This window comes from Mycolicibacterium wolinskyi, from assembly GCF_002101965.1.
In the GTDB taxonomy this organism is placed as follows: Bacteria; Actinomycetota; Actinomycetes; order Mycobacteriales; family Mycobacteriaceae; genus Mycobacterium; species Mycobacterium wolinskyi.
Window position 1 is genome coordinate 323,500 of record NZ_LQQA01000033.1, and the last position, 20,639, is coordinate 344,138.

At 66.8% G+C, this 20,639-nt stretch carries 23 protein-coding genes; 9 read left to right on the forward strand and 14 right to left on the reverse strand.

The genetic code is table 11. The annotated features are described in order from the left end of the window. Positions 1-29 precede the first annotated feature (29 nt). Positions 30-548 (forward strand): hypothetical protein, encoded by a 519-nt coding sequence (locus AWC31_RS31710; protein WP_207626460.1) that lies wholly within the window; start codon positions 30-32, stop codon positions 546-548. Continuing rightward, positions 524-1,612 carry a glycoside hydrolase family 183 protein gene (locus tag AWC31_RS31715; protein WP_234817062.1) on the forward strand — a complete coding sequence of 363 codons (1,089 nt, stop codon included), beginning with the start codon at positions 524-526 and terminating at the stop codon, positions 1,610-1,612. The genes AWC31_RS31710 and AWC31_RS31715 overlap by 25 nt, the downstream gene beginning before the upstream one ends. Before the next feature lie 3 nt (positions 1,613-1,615). Here the strand turns inward: AWC31_RS31715 and AWC31_RS31720 are convergent, their stop codons facing one another. Together AWC31_RS31720 and AWC31_RS31725 are read right to left on the reverse strand one after the other, a co-directional pair. After that, complete coding sequence (locus AWC31_RS31720) at positions 1,616-2,362, reverse strand: SDR family oxidoreductase (protein WP_085148991.1); 747 nt, start codon at positions 2,360-2,362, stop codon at positions 1,616-1,618. Positions 2,363-2,491: 129 nt separating this feature from the next. Beyond that, the gene (locus tag AWC31_RS31725) at positions 2,492-3,238 is read right to left on the reverse strand and encodes an SDR family oxidoreductase (protein WP_085148994.1); all 747 of its coding nucleotides are present in this window, start codon (positions 3,236-3,238) and stop codon (positions 2,492-2,494) included. A gap of 112 nt (positions 3,239-3,350) precedes the next feature. On the opposite strand from AWC31_RS31725, the gene AWC31_RS31730 reads away from it, so the two are divergent. The 3 genes from AWC31_RS31730 (at position 3,351) to AWC31_RS31740 (ending at position 6,813) form a co-directional block, all read left to right on the forward strand. Next, entirely contained in the window at positions 3,351-3,899 is a 549-nt protein-coding gene (locus tag AWC31_RS31730) for a TetR/AcrR family transcriptional regulator (RefSeq protein WP_085148996.1), read from the forward strand. Between the two features lie 55 nt (positions 3,900-3,954). Beyond that, the gene (locus tag AWC31_RS31735) at positions 3,955-4,983 is read left to right on the forward strand and encodes an NAD(P)H-dependent amine dehydrogenase family protein (protein WP_085149902.1); all 1,029 of its coding nucleotides are present in this window, start codon (positions 3,955-3,957) and stop codon (positions 4,981-4,983) included. Between the two features lie 63 nt (positions 4,984-5,046). Further along, positions 5,047-6,813, forward strand: a complete 1,767-nt coding sequence (locus tag AWC31_RS31740; RefSeq protein WP_085148999.1) for an Hsp70 family protein — start codon at positions 5,047-5,049, stop codon at positions 6,811-6,813. Here AWC31_RS31740 and AWC31_RS31745 read toward each other — a convergent pair. Both AWC31_RS31745 and AWC31_RS31750 read right to left on the reverse strand, forming a co-directional pair. Further along, positions 6,810-7,679 (reverse strand): alpha/beta fold hydrolase, encoded by an 870-nt coding sequence (locus tag AWC31_RS31745; protein ID WP_067852246.1) that lies wholly within the window; start codon positions 7,677-7,679, stop codon positions 6,810-6,812. The two genes, AWC31_RS31740 and AWC31_RS31745, sit on opposite strands and share 4 nt — an antisense overlap. Beyond that, positions 7,676-8,101 carry a helix-turn-helix domain-containing protein gene (locus AWC31_RS31750; protein WP_085149002.1) on the reverse strand — a complete coding sequence of 142 codons (426 nt, stop codon included), beginning with the start codon at positions 8,099-8,101 and terminating at the stop codon, positions 7,676-7,678. Before AWC31_RS31750 ends, AWC31_RS31745 begins: the two co-directional genes overlap by 4 nt. Before the next feature lie 137 nt (positions 8,102-8,238). On the opposite strand from AWC31_RS31750, the gene AWC31_RS31755 reads away from it, so the two are divergent. After that, entirely contained in the window at positions 8,239-9,621 is a 1,383-nt protein-coding gene (locus tag AWC31_RS31755) for an HNH endonuclease signature motif containing protein (protein ID WP_085149005.1), read from the forward strand. Here AWC31_RS31755 and AWC31_RS31760 read toward each other — a convergent pair. From AWC31_RS31760 to AWC31_RS31770, 3 genes are all read right to left on the reverse strand, one after another. Continuing rightward, a complete protein-coding gene (locus AWC31_RS31760; RefSeq protein ID WP_085149008.1) occupies positions 9,609-9,932 on the reverse strand; it encodes a hypothetical protein in 324 nt (107 codons plus the stop codon). The genes AWC31_RS31755 and AWC31_RS31760 overlap by 13 nt on opposite strands. Then, a complete protein-coding gene (locus AWC31_RS31765; protein WP_085149904.1) occupies positions 9,932-10,588 on the reverse strand; it encodes a DJ-1/PfpI family protein in 657 nt (218 codons plus the stop codon). Before AWC31_RS31765 ends, AWC31_RS31760 begins: the two co-directional genes overlap by 1 nt. Before the next feature lie 73 nt (positions 10,589-10,661). Further along, positions 10,662-11,477: an alpha/beta fold hydrolase gene (locus AWC31_RS31770; protein ID WP_085149011.1), complete on the reverse strand. Its 816-nt coding sequence runs from the start codon at positions 11,475-11,477 to the stop codon at positions 10,662-10,664. A gap of 29 nt (positions 11,478-11,506) precedes the next feature. Between AWC31_RS31770 and AWC31_RS31775 the strand changes: the two genes are divergently transcribed. Continuing rightward, positions 11,507-12,142 (forward strand): TetR/AcrR family transcriptional regulator, encoded by a 636-nt coding sequence (locus AWC31_RS31775; protein ID WP_165766092.1) that lies wholly within the window; start codon positions 11,507-11,509, stop codon positions 12,140-12,142. Here AWC31_RS31775 and AWC31_RS31780 read toward each other — a convergent pair. Both AWC31_RS31780 and AWC31_RS31785 read right to left on the reverse strand, forming a co-directional pair. Beyond that, positions 12,114-12,734: a TetR/AcrR family transcriptional regulator gene (locus AWC31_RS31780; protein WP_085149017.1), complete on the reverse strand. Its 621-nt coding sequence runs from the start codon at positions 12,732-12,734 to the stop codon at positions 12,114-12,116. The genes AWC31_RS31775 and AWC31_RS31780 overlap by 29 nt on opposite strands. Continuing rightward, entirely contained in the window at positions 12,731-13,561 is an 831-nt protein-coding gene (locus AWC31_RS31785) for an SDR family NAD(P)-dependent oxidoreductase (protein WP_085149020.1), read from the reverse strand. The genes AWC31_RS31780 and AWC31_RS31785 overlap by 4 nt, the downstream gene beginning before the upstream one ends. Before the next feature lie 217 nt (positions 13,562-13,778). Here AWC31_RS31785 and AWC31_RS31790 point away from each other — a divergent pair, with 217 nt between their 5' ends. Next, a complete protein-coding gene (locus AWC31_RS31790; RefSeq protein ID WP_085149023.1) occupies positions 13,779-15,317 on the forward strand; it encodes an acetolactate synthase large subunit in 1,539 nt (512 codons plus the stop codon). 4 nt (positions 15,318-15,321) lie between these two features. Beyond that, positions 15,322-16,284, forward strand: coding sequence for a GlxA family transcriptional regulator (locus tag AWC31_RS31795; RefSeq protein WP_085149026.1), 963 nt, complete (start codon positions 15,322-15,324; stop codon positions 16,282-16,284). On the opposite strand, the gene AWC31_RS31800 is transcribed toward AWC31_RS31795, so the two are convergent. The 5 genes from AWC31_RS31800 to AWC31_RS31820 form a co-directional block, all read right to left on the reverse strand. Then, positions 16,285-17,367, reverse strand: coding sequence for a class I SAM-dependent methyltransferase (locus AWC31_RS31800; RefSeq protein WP_085149029.1), 1,083 nt, complete (start codon positions 17,365-17,367; stop codon positions 16,285-16,287). A gap of 2 nt (positions 17,368-17,369) precedes the next feature. Further along, the gene (locus AWC31_RS31805) at positions 17,370-17,606 is read right to left on the reverse strand and encodes a LapA family protein (RefSeq protein WP_085149032.1); all 237 of its coding nucleotides are present in this window, start codon (positions 17,604-17,606) and stop codon (positions 17,370-17,372) included. 96 nt (positions 17,607-17,702) lie between these two features. Beyond that, a complete protein-coding gene (locus AWC31_RS31810; protein ID WP_234817063.1) occupies positions 17,703-18,782 on the reverse strand; it encodes a beta-mannosidase in 1,080 nt (359 codons plus the stop codon). A 128-nt stretch (positions 18,783-18,910) separates the two neighbouring features. Beyond that, positions 18,911-19,537, reverse strand: a complete 627-nt coding sequence (locus tag AWC31_RS31815; protein WP_085149038.1) for an MBL fold metallo-hydrolase — start codon at positions 19,535-19,537, stop codon at positions 18,911-18,913. Further along, positions 19,534-20,622 (reverse strand): S-(hydroxymethyl)mycothiol dehydrogenase, encoded by a 1,089-nt coding sequence (locus AWC31_RS31820; RefSeq protein ID WP_085149041.1) that lies wholly within the window; start codon positions 20,620-20,622, stop codon positions 19,534-19,536. The genes AWC31_RS31815 and AWC31_RS31820 overlap by 4 nt, the downstream gene beginning before the upstream one ends. Positions 20,623-20,639 lie beyond the last annotated feature (17 nt).

Sequence of the window (20,639 nt, forward strand, 5' to 3'; positions counted from 1 at the left end):
GATACTCACCCATTGTGACCTTCAAGCGCATGGCTGCTGCGACCGCCCTGGTGTTCACGTTCGGATTCGGCGCAGGCCTGGGATTTGCCAGCCCTGTTCAAGCCGAGCCCGTCATGAACGGTGTCTACACCTATACGCAGGAGGGTTTGGAGCCTCAGACGTGGTCGATCTACCCGTCCTGCGTGCCGGTGGTCGGAGATCTGCGCGAGCCGCTCGAGTTGGCCGTGGCATGCCGGCTGCACGTCGAGGCGTCGCGCGGCACGAGCGGCGGTGACGCCCGGCTGGCCGACGGTCAGTGGCAGTTCATCACGTCCAAGATCGAGGGCATGCAGTGCCCGGACGGTAGCTGGGCGCCGATCACCGAGACCTACCGGTTCAACGATGTGACGCTGAGCGGCACTCGATCGGTGGCGCACAACGCGGTGTGCGGGCTGGCCCCCTCGATTCACACCGTGCCGTTCACGCTCGCCTACCAGAAGCCGCTGCCGCTGCCCGTCGAGGCGTACCCCCTCGACTGTGAGCCGTGGGGCCTGCGGTTGTGCACGTAGCCGGACGCCGAATCCCGCTGCGCAACGGCAAGGTATGTGATCTCACCGGCCCAGGACTGACCGATCGGTTCGGGGTGACCTGCACCGACCTCGGTGCCTCGGTGCTCGCCCCGAACGGCAAGTTGGTGTCGGTCTTCGGCGACACGTTCTCCGGCCGCCGGGTCGGGGAAGGTGACTGGCGTTCACCGGTGGTGTTGATCGGCACCGGCGACGCGAATCACGAGATCGTCTACGAACGGGCGGGCGGCCCGGACCCGCTGTACGCGCGTCAGCTGTGGCATTACGTCCACAACGCGTCGGGCTGGCGGCGCAACGCCATCAGTACCGTCATCCCGAGTGATCTGTTGCGCGTGGGGGATTCGCTCTACTTGCACGCGATCGTCAATCGCGGATTCGGCAACGTCATCTGGACCGAGATCTGGCGTTCGGACGATTGCGGTGTTTCATGGGAGCGCTTCGGCTCGAAGTTTCCGGCCGGTCTGCACCGCGGCCACGCGCAGTGCTGGTCCTGGGACTACGACCCCGACGACGGCTGGGTTTACGTGGCTTCCACCGGTTTTCAGCGCGATAAGGGCATCATCCTGATGCGAGTTCGTCCGGGCCGCATCGGCGACCCCGAATCCTATTGGAGCTGGGGCCATACCGACGCGGGTTGGGAATGGGGCCGCCGTGCCACGCCGATCACCCCGGCCGCCGAGCGCTGGGGTGAACTGAGCTTTCGCCGTGTCGCACCCGGGAAGTGGGTTCTCGGCGGGTTTTTCGCGTCGAAGTACGCGTTGGGATACCGCGTGATCGATTCGCCGTTGGCGAACCTGCACACCACGCCGGTCCAGACACCGATCGCGGGATCGGCTTGGGAGAACGAAGACCATGCGCAGAACCGGGTCGCCCAACTCTACGGTGGCTATGTGCTCCCTGGCTCACGCTTCGACATCGACGGCGGTGTCGGGCTCGTGGTGTCGCAATGGCATACCAACTCCGGATGGCCTTACCGGGCAATGCAATTCAAAGCCCGCCTGAAAGACACGTCGGAGCCGCAGCCGGTGGACCCTGTCGACCTGTGACCGTCAGGCGGTGAAGCCGCCGTCGACGTTCCAGTTCGCCCCGGTGACATATCCCGATTCCGGGCCGGCCAGGAAACTGACCACTGCGGCGATGTCGCCGGTGTGCCCGTACCGGCCCAACGCGGTGGTTTGCCGTACCACGTCGGCGAATTCGCCTTCGTCAGGGTTCAGGTCCGTGGCGATCGGGCCGGGCTGCACGTTGTTGACGGTGATGCCGCGGGGTCCCAGTTCGCGGGCGAGCGCGCGCGTGAGTGACGATACGGCGCCTTTGGTCATCGCGTAGACGGCGGTTCCACCCGTCGGCACGCGATCGGCGTTGATGCTGCCGATGTTGATGATTCGTGATCCCTCACCGAGATGGCCGACCGCGCTGCGGATCGCCGAGTACACGCCGCCGATGTTGACGGCCACCACTCGGTCGTACTCCTCCTGCGGGAACTCGTCGATGGGTGCCATGTGAGCGGTTCCGGCGTTGTTGACGAGGACGTCCAAGCCGCCGAGGTCGGCGACCGTCTGTTCGACCGCCGCCGCCACCTGGGCCGGGTCGGCGGCGTCGGCCTGAATTGCCACGGCTTTCGCGCCGTCGGCGGTCAACTCGGCGACGAGTTTCTCGGCCTCGACGGCAGATGCGCCGTACGTGAAAGCCACGGCGGCGCCGTCGGCGGCCAACCGTCGGACGATGCCGGCGCCGATTCCGCGTGAGCCGCCGGTTACCAGTGCGCGCCTACCGGCTAACGGTGCTGTGGTCATTTCGGGCCCTTCCGTGTGGTGTCAACGGTCGGTAAATAGGGACGTTGCGAACGGGCGTATCGATGCCCGGTGTGACGGGTATCACTCGGGCCGGCGCGACCGCCTTCGGGCTTCGTCAGTCTGTGATCGTCACGCGGTGTACCCGCCGTCGACGTTCCAGTTCGCGCCCGTGATGTATCCGGACTCCGGGCCTGCCAGGAAGCTCACCACCGCAGCGGTGTCGCGGGTGTGTCCGTAGTGGTCCAGCGCCATGACTTCCCGCATGGCATCGGCGAATTCGCCGTCGGCGGGATTCATGTCGGTGTCGATCGGGCCGGGCTGCACGTTGTTGACGGTGATGCCGCGGGGTCCGAGTTCACGTGCCAGGCCCCGGGTCAGCGAGGCGACCGCCCCCTTCGTCATTGCGTACACCGACAAGCCGGCGACGGGCACGCGGTCGGCGTTGATGCTGCCGATGTTGATGATCCGTGAACCCTCACCGAGATGACGGACTGCGCTGCGGATGGCCGAGTACACACCACCGATATTGATCGCGACGAGGCGGTCGAACTGATCCTGCGGGAACTCGTCGATCGGCGCGACGTGCGCGGTTCCGGCGTTGTTGACCAGCACGTCCAAGCCGCCGAGGTCGGCGACGGCCTGTTCGACGGCCGCGGCCACCTGGGTGGGATCGGCGCTGTCGGCCTTGATGGCCACCACCTTGGCGCCGTCGGCACTCACATCGGCCACCAGTTTGTCGGCTTCGGTCGCCGACGATGCATAGGTGAACGCCACTGCGGCGCCGTCGGCAGCGAGTCGGCGCACGATGCCCGCGCCGATTCCGCGTGAGCCTCCGGTTACCAGGGCCCGCCGCCCGGCTAGGGGTGCTGTACTCATATCGCATACCTCTCGAAGTTGTTTCGAACCGATTGGTTACAAAGTATGATGAGGTCAAGTCCATTGTCGAGCGGAAGATTCCTGTTGTGACGCGTATCACGGAAGGTGGAGCATGGCGGTAGGGCGACCCCGGGAGTTCAACCCCGACATGGTCGAGGACATCGCGATGAAGCTGTTCTGGGACCGGGGCTACGAGGGTGTGTCGATCAGTGATCTGACCGACGCAACCGGGGTGAACCGCCGCGGCATATACGCCGAGTTCGGCTCAAAAGAAGGACTCTTCGAGCGGGCAAAGCGCCGCTACATCAACGGTCCGGGCGGCTACATGGCAACGGCACTCACTCGTGCGACCGCGCGCGAGGTCGCCGAAGCCATGGTGCACGGGGCGGCCGACGCAACCTCCGGTGGCCCGAATGGCTGCCTGCTGGTCGGAAATGGCGCCGGCTTGGCCGACTTTCGCGACGCGGCCGCGCACGAGCTGGCGCGCCGGTTCGACCAGGCGGTGACTGCGGGCGAACTGTCCGACGTGGACACCTTGTTGCTGGCTCGCTGGATCAGCGCCGTGTGCCAAGGTATTTCGATCCAGGCCCGCAGTGGTGCCGGCCGTGCGGAACTGCACGCGATCGCCGATCTGGCCTTGGAGGGCTGGCCGAAGCCCTAAGGTGAGCGCCGTGACGAAACGAGTCGTGGTCTGGGGCACCGGTTTTGTGGGCGGCATGGTGATCGCCGAGATCGTCAGACATCCGCTGTTCGAGCTTGTCGGTGTCGGGGTCAGCAATCCGGAGAAGGTGGGCCGCGATGTCGGCGAAATCTGCGGCCTCGGCGCGCCGATCGGCATCACCGCGACCGACGACGTCGACGCGCTCATCGCGTTGCGGCCCGACGCTCTCGTCCACTACGGGCCAACGGCCGCGCACGCCGACGCCAACATCGCGTTGATCACCCGGTTCCTGCGGGCCGGAATCGACGTCTGCTCGACCGCGATGACGCCGTGGGTATGGCCGAAAATGCACCTCAATCCGCCCAACTGGATCGAACCGATCACCGAGGCGTGCGAGGCCGGCGGTTCGTCGTGCTTCACCACGGGCATCGATCCCGGCTTCGCCAACGACCTGTTCCCGATGACGCTGATGGGTTTGTGCTCAGAGGTGCGCCGGGTGCGCGCCTCGGAATTGTTGGATTACACGAACTACACAGGCGACTACGAATTCGAGATGGGCATCGGCAAGCCGCCCGAGCATCGGCCCCTGCTCGAAAGCCCCGACATCCTCATCTTCGCCTGGGGCGCAACGGTTCCCATGATCGCCCACGCGGCGGGCATCGAGCTCGACGAGATCACCACCACGTGGGACAAATGGGTCACCCCCGACGAACGCAAGACGGCCAAGGGGATCATCGCGCCCGGCAACGTAGCCGCCGTCCGATTCACCATCAACGGCGTCTACCGCGGCGAGACCCGAATCCAACTCGAACACGTCAACCGCATCGGCCCGGACGCCGCCCCGGACTGGCCGTCCGGAAACGACAACGACGTCTACCGCGTCGACATCGAGGGCACCCCGAGCGTCTCGCAGGAGACCGCGTTCCGGTTCACCGACGGTTCGGGCCGCGATGCGGCGGCCGCCGGCTGCCTGGCCACCGGGCTGCGTGCGCTCAACGCCGTGCCCGCGGTCAACGAACATTCGCCAGGGTGGGTGACGGCCCTGGATCTACCACTGATTCCTGGTGTCGGCACGATTCGCTGAGTAACGCCGGCCGCGTCAAAAGAGATTGAATACCGGATAGGGTTTCTCTCGAGACGGGACGACATGGCTGACGGGATCGGGCTGTCGGTTGGCGCGACCAACCTGACCGCAGTGGTAGTGGGCCGAGCCGCGGTGACGCGGTCGCCGGTGCTGACGCTCTATCCGCATCGCGCCTCCGAGGTGGGCGTGCCCAGTGAGAACCCGAACCTCACCGAACGCGGACTGATCCTGACCGACTTCGTCGACCGGGTCGGTGACCCGGTCGGCATTCTGGCGCCCGACGGTTCGTCGCATCGTGGAGAGACGCTCGTCGCGGATGCCCTCGGTGCGCTGCTGGACACCGTGACCGCGGGACGCCCTGCAGGTGATCCCGTCGCCGTCACGCATCCGGCGCACTGGCGGCCCAACCAGGTCGAGGCGCTTCGTGGCGCCCTGGCGGCCGTGCCCGAGTTCCGCGACACACCGACGCTTGTCTCGGACGCGACCGCGGCGCTGACGGCACTGCAGGACGAGCCAGGCGTGCCGACCCGTGGCGTGATCGCGGTATGCGACTTCGGCGGCAGCGGCACCAGCATCACCCTCGCCGACGCAGGCAACGGCTACCAGCCCATTGCGCCGACCGTTCGCCATCCCGATCTGTCGGGCGACCTCATCGACCAGGCCTTGCTCACGCACGTCGTCAACGACCTGTCCGCGGCGGGCACGATCGATCTCGCCAGCACCTCCGCGATCGGCTCACTGGGCCGACTGCGCGGCGAGTGCCGCCGCGCCAAGGAACGGCTGTCGGTCGAGTCGGTCACGGCACTTGTCGCCGAGTTGCCGGGCCACCGCAGCGACGTGCGGCTCAACCGCAACGAACTCGACGACGCCATTCGCGAGCCTCTTGACGAATTCGTCGCGGTCCTTCACGACACGGTCGATCGCAGCGGGCTGCGTCCCGCTGATCTGGTGGCCGTGGCGACCATGGGTGGGGGCGCGCGGATTCCGGCGATCACGACGACGCTGTCCGCGCATTTCCGTGTTCCGGTGATCACCGGCGCGCAACCCGAACTGACTGCCGCCATCGGAGGTGGGCTGACTGCGGTGCGCGGGACCGTCGAAGAGGGGATGACCGCGATGGCGCCTTCGGCTGCGCCGCCGACCGCCGCGGCGGCGCTGGTCGCGCCCGAGCCGCCCGCTGCCCCGAAAGCGTTGGCGTGGTCGGACGCGCAGGACATTCCGGACGTCGCTGAGGTGGACGACTACGATTTCGGGCCTGAGCCGGGCATGCGCACCACGGCGCGGCCGCAATTGCAGTTCGGCGAGCGCGAGCTGACCGAGCACGAGGAGTCCGTCGCGCAACCCTGGTACCGGCGTCGTGCCGTGCTGGCCGGCGCCGGCGGAGCGGCGGCTCTGGTCGCTGTCGCCGCAGTGCTCCTGATGAACAACCGCGACAGCGGAGACGTCGCGGTTCCGGCCGCGACGACCGCTCCGGTCACGACCACCACCGCACCACCCGAGACGCCGCCGCCTGCGGTACCCGTCGAGGCGACGGCACCCGAGCCGCAGCAGACCCAGGTGGTGACACATGAGGCTCCGCCGCCGCAAACGGTGACCCAGACGGTGCCGCCGCCAGCGCCGCAGGCGCCGCCGGTGACCGAAACCCCGCAGCCCACAACGGAAACCCCGCCACCGCCACCGCCTACGACGACTGAGCCGCCCCCCGCCACGACTCAGGCGCCGACCTCGACTCAGCCACCGTGGAGCCCGACGGCTCCCTACCCGACCATCCCGGGACTGCCTTGGGTGCCCGCGCCCGGGGGCGGGGGAGCGGGTGGGGCCGGCGGCTAGGTCGGGTTGCCGCCCAAGGACTTTGACCCCTCATTGAGGAACGTATATATGTCGTCGGCGTCATCGAACATGCCGTGACCCGTGCCGGCGAGAAGGTTCACCGACGCCGAGGGTTGTAAGCGCTTCAAGCGTGTGGCCGTATCGCGTGAGTTGAGCAAGCGGTCACCTGCGCCCAGTGCGACGTAAAGCGGTGCGGTGATGGCTTGTAGCTGCTCATCGGAGAAGATGGGCAGCGTGTCGCGGCGGGGCCGGTAGTTGCGTTGGATCAACAGCATGTAGTCGATGACCGGGTCAGGAACCGTGCCGGGTCCGAGGGCAATCCGCAATGCCGTTCGGGTGCCGCGGTCTCCGAATGGTGCGAGGACCAGAGCCGCGAGAACCGCACCGTAGCGTTGGCGGCCGATACCGCCAGGGGCCCGCAGGGCCAGTCGTTGTACGCGGCCGGGCCTGCGGATCGCGTAATCCGTGGCCAGCCAACCGCCCAACGACACACCCACGATGGCGGCGGTATCGATACGCAGTTCATCGAATACGTCATCGAGCCACAGCGCATGGGCATCGGAGTTCAGGTCGGGTCGAACCGGTGCACTCAATCCGGGTTCGCCGATGACATCGACCATGTACAGCCTGTGGGTCAGTGACCAACGCGGCGCATCGGCTTGCCAGATCGCGCTGTTGCTTCCGGCGCCGTGAAGCAACACGGCCGGTGGTGCGTCAGCGGGGCCGCAGTCGAGAACGAACGTTTCGCCCTCCCGCGTCGGGACGGTGCGCTGTCGCACCGGCGTGGTCCAACGCTGAAGGTGCTCGCGGTAGCTGCGCTCGATGGCGTTCTGGCCGGCCGGCGATCGGTAGACGGTGTTACTCACTTCTCGTCCTGACGTGTCAAGCCATCGATCAAACCGATCACAGCTGCCGTGGCTTCCGGATCACCGTCAACGAAAATCGTCAGCCGGCAGGAGGTTTCGTCATAAGACGAATGAATGTTGAGTTTCGCCTTCCGGTTTGAGTCGCCGACCGCTGCGGCCGTGAGATGTGTGGTGACGCGGTCCATCGTGAGGCGGTCGACGTTGTGGATGTGCGCGACTGCCGAGACGTGCGCGTGTGGCTTGCCGGCCGGCTTGACGGCAGTTGCTCCGGTGAACGTGCGCAAGGCCTGTTCGGTGATGCGGTACTGCTTGCCCATCCGCACGGCAGGCAGGCGGCCGTCACGGACATATGCGCGCACGGTGCGTACGTGCAGTCCAAGGATGTCGGCCACTTGTTCTGCCGAGTACACCGCGACGGTCATGGTCACAAACTACCGTATTCATCCCTATAAGAATCATAATGAGGAAGTTCAAGGAGTCAGCGAAATCTTTGGCCACTTTGGTCTCGGCAGTCACAAGCGGCGATTTCTTGTCGGTGGTTCGAACTAGTGTTCGATGCATGGATTCCTCGGTGGTGGACCGGCTCGCCGCGTTACGCGCGGCGATAGCAGGTGTACGCGATCTGCCGTGGGGGTCGCTGCCCGAAGCCGACCTGCTGGAGGTATGCGCGGGGGTCCAGGAGGTCCGCAATCTGGTGCCGGTGGTCGAGCATGCTGCGATCAGTGCGCTCTCGGAGTCCACGACCCCGGCGGCGATCGGGGCGAAGTCCTGGCCCGAAGCGCTGCGGATCCGGCTGCGGATCTCGGGAACTGAGGCGCGGCGGCGGGTCCGGGATGCGATGAATTTCGGGCCACGCCGATCAGTGACCGGCGAAGCGCTCACACCGGTGCGGGCAGCGACGGCGGCCGCCCAGGCCGGTGGCTGGTTGACGGCCGATCACGTTGATGAGTTGGAGACGTTCTTCACCAAATGCCCCGATTGGGTGAATGCGGCACGCCGCGACGCCTTCGAACGCAAACTCGTGGCGGTGGCCGCGCAGGAGACCCCCGAGACGGTGCGCCACACCGTCGCCGAAGCGCTGTATCTGTTGAATCAGGATGGTGAGGAACCGGTCGACGCCGCCGAGCGCACACGTGGCCTCGTCATCCATCCGCAGCAGCCCGACGGCACCTCGAAGGTGTCGGGATGGCTCAACGCCGAAGCCCGCGCCGTGGTCGAACCGCTGCTGGCCAAATACGCCGCACCCGGCATGTGCAACCCCGACGACGAATCACCCTGCATCACCGGCACACCATCGGAGCAGGCGATCGAGGCTGATACCCGCACCGCCGCGCAACGCAATCACGACGCCCTGGTGGCGATCGGGCGTCATGCGTTGATGTCGGGCAAGCTCGGCTCGCACAACGGGTTGCCGGTGGCGTTGATCGTCACCACCACCCTGGCCGAACTGGAAGCCGGCGCCGGCATCGCCGTCACCGCCGGCGGGTCGAAACTTCCCATCCCCGACGTGATCCGCCTCGCCGCCCACGCCTGGCACTACCTGGCGGTGTTCGACGATGCCACCCTGGTGCCGCTGTACTTCGGGCGGACCAAACGCATCGCCACCCCGGCCCAGCGGTTGGTGTTGTTCGCCCGTGACCGGGGCTGCACCCGGCCCGGTTGCAGCGCCGGTGGTTACCGCTGCCAAGCCCATCACGCCCAACACGACTGGACCGTGGGTGGGCAGACCAACATCGATGAACTCGCCCTGTCCTGCGGGCCCGACAACCGCCTGGTCGCCAAAGGCAAATGGACCACCACCATGCGCAACGGCCGCTGCCAATGGACCCCACCACCCCTACTCGACACGGGGCAAGCCCGGACCAACGGTTATCACCACCCCCAGACCTACCTCACCGACAACAACGCCGAGGACGATGAAACAGACTGTCAACCAGCCTGATTCACCCGACGGATGCCGCTGACAGCTGAGCGTGGCAAGCGGCCGGCTTTGGAGTGCCCGGACATCTGGTCGCCGGTCACCCTGACGTCGAAGTCGAGGTTGAGTCGCATGGGCTTGGTGATCGACTGCTTCCACGTAACCTGTTGTGCGTCAGACTGGTTGACGACGGTGATGTCTTCGAGTCGGACGGTCTCGCCTCTGCCTTCCGCGGAGCCGGTGACGATGCCGTCGATTTCCGAGAACCGGTAGATCACGGCCAGTGAACCGATCGGAGTCTTGATCTTGACGTCCCAAGTTCCGTCGAGGCCCATCACGCCGCCTCCGCGTGGCGGCCGGTGTCGGTCCAGACGGTTCCGCGACGTTCGTAGTCGAACAGTGACTCCACGGCCAATGCGATGCGTGGGCCATAGGTTCGATGCAACAGATGCAGGGCAAGATCAAGGCCGGAGGTCACCGCGCCGGACGTCACCAGATCGCCGTCGTCGACGACTCTGGCGGCGATCGGTGTCACGCCCGTCGCGTCAAGCACGTCCATGCCGAGGTGATGGGTGACAGCGCGTCGGCCTTCGAGCAGGCCCGCCATCGCGAGGGCCAGCGAACCGCCGCACACACACGCCACGACGATGTCAGGGTTGGCCATGGCCCGGCGCATCAACCCAACGGCCGCGGTCTCACCGAATCGGGCCAACAGCACCGGTATGGTCACCGCACCTTCGTCCGGGTCGCCGTCGACAGGCCCGGCCGCTCCGGGGACGATCACGAATCCGGGCTTCTCGGGGTCGAGTCGGCCGGTCGCCTGCAGCGCCAGCCCGCGGTTACCGCTGACGACGAGTCTCGGCCCTTCCGCTGCAACGAGTTCCACGATCAGCTCGCCGCCGATCGAGTCGCTGCCGGCGCTCAATACCTCGAACGGTGCGATGACATCCAACGGGTCGAATCCGTCGAACAACAGAATTTGCGCATACATGTCGCCATCGTTGCGACACTCGACCACCGCTCAACAGTGGCCAGATGGCCATATCGCAACGGAATCTTGCCAATCAGCGGCTGCCGGAAACGACGCACGGCCGGGCCAGCAGCTCGACCAGTGCCTCTGTCACCTCCGCGGGCCGCTCTTCCATCACGTAGTGATCCGCACCGCGCAGGCGCGTCAACGTCGCGTTGGGGATTCGCTCGGCGAGTTCCACAGCGGTGCGCACCGGTATGTAGCGGTCCCGGTCACCCCAGATGACGGCAGTTGGGCAGGCAATGGTGTTGAGCCCCACGGCGAGCCACGGGACGACCGGCAGGTGGTAGTTCGTGAAGAAGTCGACGAAGGTGCGCCGTCCCTGTGGTGTGTCCATCCAATCCAGGTACTCGTGTTCGATCGCGCTGTCCCAGCAGCCGAGCCGGCGATACGGGCGAAGGAAGAGCTGGTGGATACGGCTCAACGGCAGGCGCCGTGCCAGGCCGGGGGTGTTCGTCACGGCCCAGCGCTGGCCCCGCGAGAAGTGGTAGAACCAGGGCCGAAAAATGCTGTGGGCCCGGGTGTTCAGCAGGGCCAGCCGCAGCACGCGCTCGGGATGACGAAGTGTGTAGCCAAGGCCGAGGAAACCGCCGTAATCGTGGGCGACGAGATTGAAACGGTCCAGGCCGAAACTGTCGGCGAGTTCGCCGATGCGCTCCACCTCGGCATCGTAGGTGGCCGGCGTGGGAGGTGGGTCCGACCGGCCGAAACCCGGCCAGTCCGGTGCGATGACGCGGTGTCGTGCCGCCAGAGTCGGGATCTGATGACGCCAGCACGATGCGCTCTGCGGATATCCGTGTAACAGGAGAACCGGCTCACCCTCGCCGGCCTCGACGTGGTAGATGCTCATTTTGTGCAAAGTAGTATAAAATTCTGGCGGTGACCAGTGCTGAACCGAAACGGCGAGGACGTCCACGTGCGTACGACCCGGCTCGTGCACTCGGGTTGGCTCGTGATGTCTTCTGGCGCAACGGCTATGCCGGCACGTCGCTGGACGATCTGGCGTCTGGGATGAACATGAACCGGCCCAGTATCTACGCGGCATTCGGCGACAAGCGTGCGCTGTATCGGCGGGCGGTGACCGACTATGCCGAGACCAGTCGCGCCGTGGTGGCCGAAGCATTGCAGCGCCCGGTGCCGCTGCGCGAGGCGTTACGGGCGGTCTACCGGGGCGCGCGGGATTTCTATCTGGCCGACGGCTCGCGCGGTTGCTTTCTGATCGGCACGGCCGTAACAGAGGCCTTCGGGGACAGGGATATCCGCGACGTCGTCGACGCGACATTCGGCGCATTCACGGTCGCGTTCACCGAACGGTTCGAGCGTGCGGCCCACGAGGGTGAGCTCGCCGGGCATCCACCGGAGGTGCTGGCTCAGATCGCTACGGCCGCGCTGAACAATCTGGCGGTGCGGGTCCGCACCGGAGCTTCGGCGGATGATCTCGAGGCGCTGATCGACGCGACGGTCGAGGTCATCTGCGCCAACCCGGTCACCGAAACGACTCCAGCGCGTCAGTGACATCAGGGGAGTAGGCAATCGACGGGTCGACCACGGCCGCGGTGCGCAGCGTGGCGACCAGTGCGGCGGTGGCCAGTTCGACCAGTACGTCGACATCGATGTCGCGGTTGGTGATCCGGTCGATCATCATCTCGTCGAGGTAGCCGACCCAGCCGTGCATGGCCGTGCGAAGCGCTGCCGTGACGGGCTCGACAATGCCGAGCGCCGACAGAATTCGTTGTGCCCCCAGCCAACGGAGGCGTTCTATCGCGGCCTGGTGCTCAGGGTCGGCGCCGAGTGCACCGCGCAGCAGCGCAACGAAACTGTCGGAGTACGAGTCGATGTAGGTGATGTGGTTGCGCAATGCATGCCGCAGCTGATCGACGGGGCCCGCGTCGGATGGTGGCGGCGCGAGCTGTGCGGCGGCGATTTCGACGGCTATCTCATTCATGACCGCCAGATACAGTCCGCGTTTGTTGTCGAAGTGGTGGGCGATCAACCCGTAGGCCACGCCGGCCTGCTTGGCGATCTCCGACGTGGTGACCTGATCGTACGGACGGGTGGCGAACAGCTTCCGGGCCGCGTCGATGATCAGCTGACGCCGATTGCTCATCGGTTGCCCTCAAGGTCCAGCGCGCCGAGCGTGTTCACCCGTCGGCCGCCGATCGCCGCGACGAGCCGGCCGATTGCCGGGACCTCCAGCGGAAGCAGTGAGTAGCTGGGGTAGACGACGCGCGTCGCGCCGCGCTGCAGTGCGCGGACCACGGCGGCAGCGGTCGCCGCGGGCGAGACCGGCGGCGCGGTCCTGGGTGGCGCGGTCTTCCAGGGCAATTCGTCGATGTCGCGTAGACCAGTGTCGGTGGAACCGGGCACCACCTCCACGACCCTGATCGGAGTTTCGGCCAGCTCAAGCCGCAGCGAGCGGGTGGCCTGCGCCAGTGCGGCTTTCGATGCCGCGTAGTAGCCGAGCAAGGGCAGCGGTACGGCCTGCACGGTGGAAGTGACGTTGACGATCGTCCCGCTGCCGGCCGCGTGCATGGCGGGCAGCAGCGCTGCGGTGAGGGCGAGCGGCGACCACAGGTTGACCTCGAACACCCGGCGTGCGGCTTCCGAGTCTGCGACGGATGACTGCGCGCCGGCGAGATTGGCCCCGGCGTTGTTGATGACAATGTCGACGCCTCCGAGTGCCTTCAGTGCCCGTCCGCCGAGGTCGGTGGCCGCGCCCGGCACGGCGAGGTCGGCGCGCAGAACGATGGGCCGCGCAGGTCCGGCGTCGGATAATTCGTCCGCCAGTCGAATGAGGAGGTCTTCCCGGCGGGCCGCCACTGCCAGGACTGCGCCCTTGCCCGCCAACGCCAGCGCCAGTTCACGCCCGATGCCGCTTGATGCACCGGTGACCAGAATCCGCTTGCCGCGCAGGTCTATCCGCCGTTTGCTCATGCCCACATCCTGTTGACGGCCCGTGGTTACAGACGTTCACGTTCGCATACTGATTGATAATCAGTCAATAGGTGGTGCTCGGGGCCGAAGCATTGGCGATGGCCGCTCTCGTCGGCCACGCACTGGCGCCGGACGGGATGGCCGATCACTATGGACGGGTGCATGACCGGCGGAATCAACGTGAAGTCGGCGCCTTCGACGCCGGACGGGCGCGCTCATGAGCACCGGTGCGCAGGTGGTGCTGCAGCGCCTGCTCGCCGAGGGCGTCGAGGTGTGCTTCGCCAATCCGGGAACCTCGGAGATGCACTTCGTCGCCGCACTCGATTCGGCTCCAGCGATGCGTCCGGTGCTGTGCCTGTTCGAGGGCGTCGCGACCGGGGCGGCCGACGGATATGCGCGCATCGCGGGCCGGCCCGCGGCGACCCTGCTGCACCTCGGTCCCGGCATGGCCAATGGACTGGCAAACCTGCACAACGCGAGGCGGGCATACAGTCCGGTCGTCAACGTCGTGGGCGATCATGCCACCTACCACAAAAAGCTTGACGCACCACTGGAATCCGACATCGATGCGCTCGGTACGTGGCTGCATGGTTCGGTGCACCGGCCCGCTTCTGCGGCCGATCTCGACGCCGTGGTGCGCGATGCCGTCCGCAGCGCAGTGGGCCCGCCCGGACGAGTGGCCACGGTGATTCTGCCCGCCGATTATTCGTGGGGCACGGCGACCCAGACCGACCTGCCCGATCCGGAAACGTCCGAGGCGCACGACGATGCCGGTCTGGAAATCGTGCAGGCCGCCGATCTGCTGCGAGCTCATGGGGACGGAGTGACCATCCTGTTGGGCGGTACGGCCACCGACGCCGCGGGCCTGACCGCGGCCGCGCGGATTCGTGCGGCCGCCGGCGCGCGCACATTGGTCGAGACATTCCCGGCCCGCCTGGCCCGGGGCCGCGGCATACCCGCGCTCGACCGGCTGCAGTATCTGGCCGAACTCGCGACTCAACAGCTCGACGGCACAACACATCTCATCCTCGCCGGTGCCCGAGAACCGGTGTCGTTCTTCGCCTATCCGGGCAAGCCGAGTGAACTCGTCCCCGCGGATGCGCAGGTGCACACGCTCGCGGTCGCCGATCTGGAGAAACTCGCCGACGAACTCGGTGGCGCAGTGCCTGCCATACCGGACAACGGTCCCGCCCCGTTACCCACCGGGCCGCTCACTGTGCAGAACTGGGCGCAGGTGATCGGTACCCTGCTGCCCGAAAACGCCATCATCTCCGACGAAGCCAATACGAGCGGGGTGCTGCTGCCGGCCGCAACCGCGTCCGCCGCGCCACACGATCTGCTCACCCTCACCGGTGGAGCGATCGGACAGGGGCTGCCGGTCGCGGTCGGCGCTGCGATCGCCGCACCGCACCGCCCGGTCATCGCGCTCCAAGCGGACGGCAGCGCCGCTTACACGATCTCGGCTCTGTGGACGATGGCCCGCGAGCGGCTCGACATCACCGTGGTGATCCTCAACAACCACGCCTACGCCATCCTGCAGATGGAACTGCAGCGCGTCGGGACCAGCGCCAGTGGCGAGCGCTCACGGTCGCTGCTGGATCTCGGCAACCCCGACATCGACTTCGTCGCCGTCGCAGAGGGTTTTGGGGTCCCGGCCACCCGAGCCACAACCGCAGAGGAACTGGCCGCGCAATTCAGCGCCGCGCTCGCCGAACCCGGACCGCACCTGATCGACGCCGCGGTCTCGGCGAGGTAACCGCATGCACACCGTCGCCGTCCTCGCGTTGCCCGACGTCAACACGTTCGACCTCAGCACCGCCGTCGAGACCTTTGGCCGGGCGCGGTTGACGTCCGGCGAACCGGCCTACCGCGTACTGGTGTGCAGCGACGAACCGGTCGTGGCGGCCGGGCCCGTGCGCATCGGCACCGATCACGGCCTGTGCCGACTCGCCGAGGCGGACACCGTCGTTGTACCGGGCTGCAACGATGCCGTCACGACGCCATCCGACGAGATCCTCGCGGCACTGCGTGACGCGTACGCGGCGGGCATCCGGATCGCGTCGATCTGTACCGGGGCGTTCGTGTTGGCCGCGGCCGGTCTACTGGACGGCAAGCGGGCGACCACCCACTGGCTGGCGGCGGACGTGTTCCGGGCGGCGTTCCCCGCGGTGACGCTCGATCCCGATGTGCTGTATGTCGACGAAGGGCAGGTGTTGACCTCGGCCGGTGCATCGGCCGGAATCGACCTGTGCCTGCACATGATCGGGCGGGATCACGGCGCCGCGGTCGCCGCCGACGCGGCTCGCCTGGCGGTGGCGCCGCTGCACCGCGACGGCGGCCAGGCACAGTTCATTCGCCGAAACAACTTGACGGCCCGCCACATCGGCGAACGCACCGAACTCGCCGATGTGTTGAGCTGGATCGAGCAGGAGGCACATCGGGAACTGACGTTGGCAGACATCGCCGCGCGTGCCGCCGTCAGCGTGCGTACCCTCAACCGCCGGTTTCAGGCCGAAACCGGACAGACCCCGATGCAGTGGCTGGCCGGGGTGCGAATCCGGCACGCACAACAGCTGCTCGAATGCACGTCCGACGGTATCGAGCACGTCGGCCGCCAGGTCGGATTCACCTCAGCGGCGAACTTCCGCGAACAGTTCCGAAAACTCACCGGCGTGACACCGCAGCACTACCGCAACACCTTTCGCGATCGAGTCGCCGGCTGATCAGCCTGACTGGCGCTTCTCCAACACGAGTTGGGCCACCGGAATCCGCATCTGTTCGGGTGCGGCGGCCAGCCGGGCCGCAATGCCTGCGTGCATGCGCTCGAAGAACTGAAGCCGGCGCTCCGGATCGTCCCCGAGTGCGTCGGCGAGATCGTCCAACGCCGTGAACCGGCAGAAATCCGCCCACCGCGTACCGAATGCGTCGGCGTTCTTGTCTTTTCGATACTGACCGAAGATCACGTCCTCGGCGTCGAACACCTCGAGGTGGCTGATCGAGAGCTTCTCGAACCGGCCCGACGGCGCGAACGGCGCAGCGAAATCGGCCGCCCGGCGGCCCACGATGGGCAGCGTCATGCGCTCGACTTCATCGGCGCTCACCACACGCTCGGCGACCAACTCTTGCAACGTGTCCATCACCGCATCGAACAACGGGCGGTAACCGAAGTCCCCGTCGTCACCAACCGCCATCGTCATCACCACCAACCGACCACCCGGCGACAGTTCGCGGCCGCGGAAGGCGACGAACTCGTGCCAGTCATGGGCGGCTTGCCGGGCATACGCCGCCCGAGTGTGGTCGTCGCCGCTGTATGCCACCGCGATGTGGTCACCGATCGGCATGGGCACCTTCCCGAGCCGGACCAGTGCCCACGCCGACCAGCCGAGGTGCACCGCGTTCGACGGGAGGATCTGGGTGTAGAACGAGCGGCCGACAGCAGAGGTGAACGTCGCGGAATCCTTGCGCAAGTAGGACTCCGGGTCTTCGGCCAGTCCGCGGAACATCGTGGTGAAGTCGTTCTCGGCGGTGTCGGTATGCGTCACGAGCACGCACTGCGCGGGCCGGGTACGGCCGCGCAGGGCGGCAACGGCTGCGGCGATCGGCCGCATCGAGTTGTGGCCCGAGCCCGCACCGTAGTCGGCGATGACGATCGGATACGGCGCCGCCGGTAGCGGGACGGTACGAGCGGCCTGCTCGAACAGCTTGATCGCCGAATCCAGGCCAGCGGCGTGCTGGCGAGGCGGGGATTTCTTGCGCGTGCCGCCGGCCGTGGCATCCGACCGGGCGCTGACCCTGGACTCCGGCATGGCTAACTCCGCCGCCGGCGCAGCAGCAGACCGATGAAAAGTCCCACGACGAAAATGATGACCAAGATGAACCACATCGGCGACTCGACCGTCACCCACAACACGTGGATGCCCACGCGGTCACGATTCTGCGCAACGAATATGGCAGCGAGCCCGACGAGGATCAGGACCACCCAGTAACGCAGCGTGAATCGCCGTTTCGGACCGCCGGTCGGTGCCGGCGCGTCGTCGCGGGCCATGTGACCTCCTGGCGGTAGCAGCGTCATCCCCGACGGTAGTCGGCGCCTCGATCGCCAGGCTGAATTCGATGCGGAGAAACGCCGGATCCTGGAGAGTCAGCTCCTCGCGGTCCCGACCATCGCGAACAGTGGATCGTGCGGTCCGATGTCGAGTGTGCACTCGGTGGGACGTGGATCCGGCACGAACGCCCAGAACATGGCCCCGGCCGCACCCTTGGCCCGCATCCGGGTGATAGCGTCGCCGAGCACCTGTCTGCGTTGAGCCGGCGTCGCACACGAGCCCGCCTCCATGCCGATCTCGGCGACGAGGAGTGGTTTGTTCACCGCTCGTGCCTGTTCGACGCGGCGCTGAAGGCCGTCGTACACGTCACCCGGCAGGTAATCGGTTTCCTCGTAGTAGTGGTACTCCAAGACGTCCAGACCGGGTGAGGCGCTCACCATCTCGAACTCGTCGCCCCGTGATCCGCATTGCCCGCCACCGGCGTGACCGCTGAAGATCAGCGAACCGGGATCCAACTCCCGGATACGGGAGCCGGTCGCGTCGAAGAACGCGCGCAGCACGTTGGCCGAGTTCGGGTGACAGGCCCGATCGGTCCAATGGCAGTGGTGGTCAAAGCAATCCGAGGGCTCGGGTTCACCGACCGCGGTCCAGCCGGCCAGCACCGGCGAACCGCCCCACCGCTTGACCGCCGTGTCGAGCCAAGCGGCGAAGGTCATCGGCAAACCGTGAGAGACATCGGTCCGCCAGCCCCCGGCGTACCACGCGTAGTCCTTGAAATAGTCGTTCTCGCAACCGCCTTCGTCACTGGTCAGCACGGCGATGAGCAGTTGGCCGTGCCGCTCAGCGGCCTTGAACACGGCGTCGAGCGCGGTGAAATCGAGTTGGCCGGTGTGCTTGTTCACCGCCATCGTCGAGTAGACGTTGAATCGGGTGAGTGAGTGCGGTTGCAGGCGGCCGAAGTAATCGTCGAGATCTACCTGCGCGCCGCAGCCCGCATTGACCGACCAGTTGGTACCCAGCTGATAGGCGTTGATGCCGATCGGCCACCACGGCTTGCCGTCGAGCGTCAGCGATGTCCCCGACACACCCGGCCGCGGTACGGGTTGAGCCGAGGCCGGCGTTGTCTGCGACGGCAGCGGCGGCATGGGCGGCGGTGCCGTCGTTGAACACGCCACGGCAACCACCATGGCCAGGCAGGCCGTCACGAGGCGAATGCATCGTGATGGCTCTGCTCGGCGCGGCCCGTCGGCCATGTGCTCAGGCTAACCCGACGCTGCCGGTGTCCAATGGCAGGACTGGCGGGTTAGTGGCCGCGCGCGACCCAGTCGTCGTAGTGCACGATTTCGTCGCCGATGGTCGTGGTGTCGCCGTGGCCGGTGTAGACGACGGTCTCGCCGGGCAGGGTGCCCAGGCGTTGGGAGATGGAGTCGAGGATCGTCGGGAAGTCCGAGAACGACCGCCCGGTCGCGCCCGGTCCGCCCTGGAACAGGGTGTCGCCGGAGATGACGGCGTTCAGGTCGGGGATCGACCAGCACACCGAGCCGGGGGAGTGGCCGGGGGTGTGGAGGGCGTGGATGTCCAGGCCGCCGACGGTCAGGGCGAGTCCGTCCTCGACGCTGCGGAATTCTTTGTCGGGGTGAGTCATTCGCCAGAGCATGTCGTCGGCGGGGTGCAGCAGCACGGGGGCGTCGAGGGTGGTGGCGAGTTCGGGGGCGACGGTGATGTGGTCGTTGTGGCCGTGGGTGCAGACGACGGCTATGACGTTGCGGCCGGCCACGGCGTCGACGATGGGTTGCGCAGTATGGGCGGCGTCGAACACCACGACGTCGGTGTCGTCGCCGACCAGCCAGATGTTGTTGTCGACGTCCCACGATCCGCCGTCGAGTTCGAATTTACCGCTGGTGACGACCCGCTGGATGGTGGCGCTCATTTCAGCACCACCACTGAGCGCAGGACCTCGCCGGCGTGCATTTTGTGGAAGGCGTCTTCGATCGCGTCGAGGCCGATGCGTTCGGAGACGAATTTTTCCAGCGGTAGCCGGCCTTGCAGGTAGAGGGAGATGAGGGTGGGGAAGTCGCGTTCGGGTAGGCAGTCGCCGTACCACGAGGACTTGAGTGATCCGCCGCGGGAGAAGAAGTCGACGAGCGGCATTTCCAGGGTCATGTCGGGGGTGGGCACGCCGACCAGCACGACTGTGCCGGCCAGATCACGCGCGTAGAACGCCTGCTTCCAGGTCTCCGGGCGGCCGACGGCGTCGATGACCACGTCCGCGCCGAAGCCGTCGGTGAGGTCCTGAATGGTGACGACGGGGTCGAGGTCGCGGGCGTTGATGGTGTGGGTGGCGCCGAAGTCGCGGGCCCAGTCGAGCTTTTTGTTGTCGGTGTCGACGGCGATGATTTTCTTGGCGCCGACGAGTGCGGCGCCGGCGATCGCGGCGTCACCGACGCCGCCGCAGCCGATGACGGCCACGGTGTCATCGCGACCGACGGCGCCGGTGTTGATCGCCGCGCCGATACCGGCCATCACCCCACAGCCCAGCAGCCCGGCCACGGCCGGATCGGCCTCGGCATCGACCTTGGTGCACTGGCCCTCATGCACCAGGGTCTTGTCGGCGAACGCGCCGATACCCAGCGCAGGGGTGAGCTCGGTGCCGTCGGCCAGCGTCATCTTCTGCGCGGCGTTGTGGGTGTCGAAACACAGGTGCGGGCGGCCCCGCTTGCAGGCGCGGCATTCCCCGCACACCGCGCGCCAGTTCAACACCACGAAGTCGCCGGGCTCGACATGGGTGACACCCTCGCCGACCGCCTCCACGGTGCCCGCGGCCTCGTGGCCCAACAGGAACGGGTACTCGTCGTTGATGCCGCCCTCGCGGTAAGTCAGATCGGTATGGCACACCCCGCAGGCGATGATGTCGACCACCACCTCACCCGGACCCGGATCCGGGATCACGATGTCGACCAACTCGACGGGCTGCTTCTTGGACCGCGAAATCACACCGCGCACTGTCTGAGGCATGGCTAATAACCTAGCGG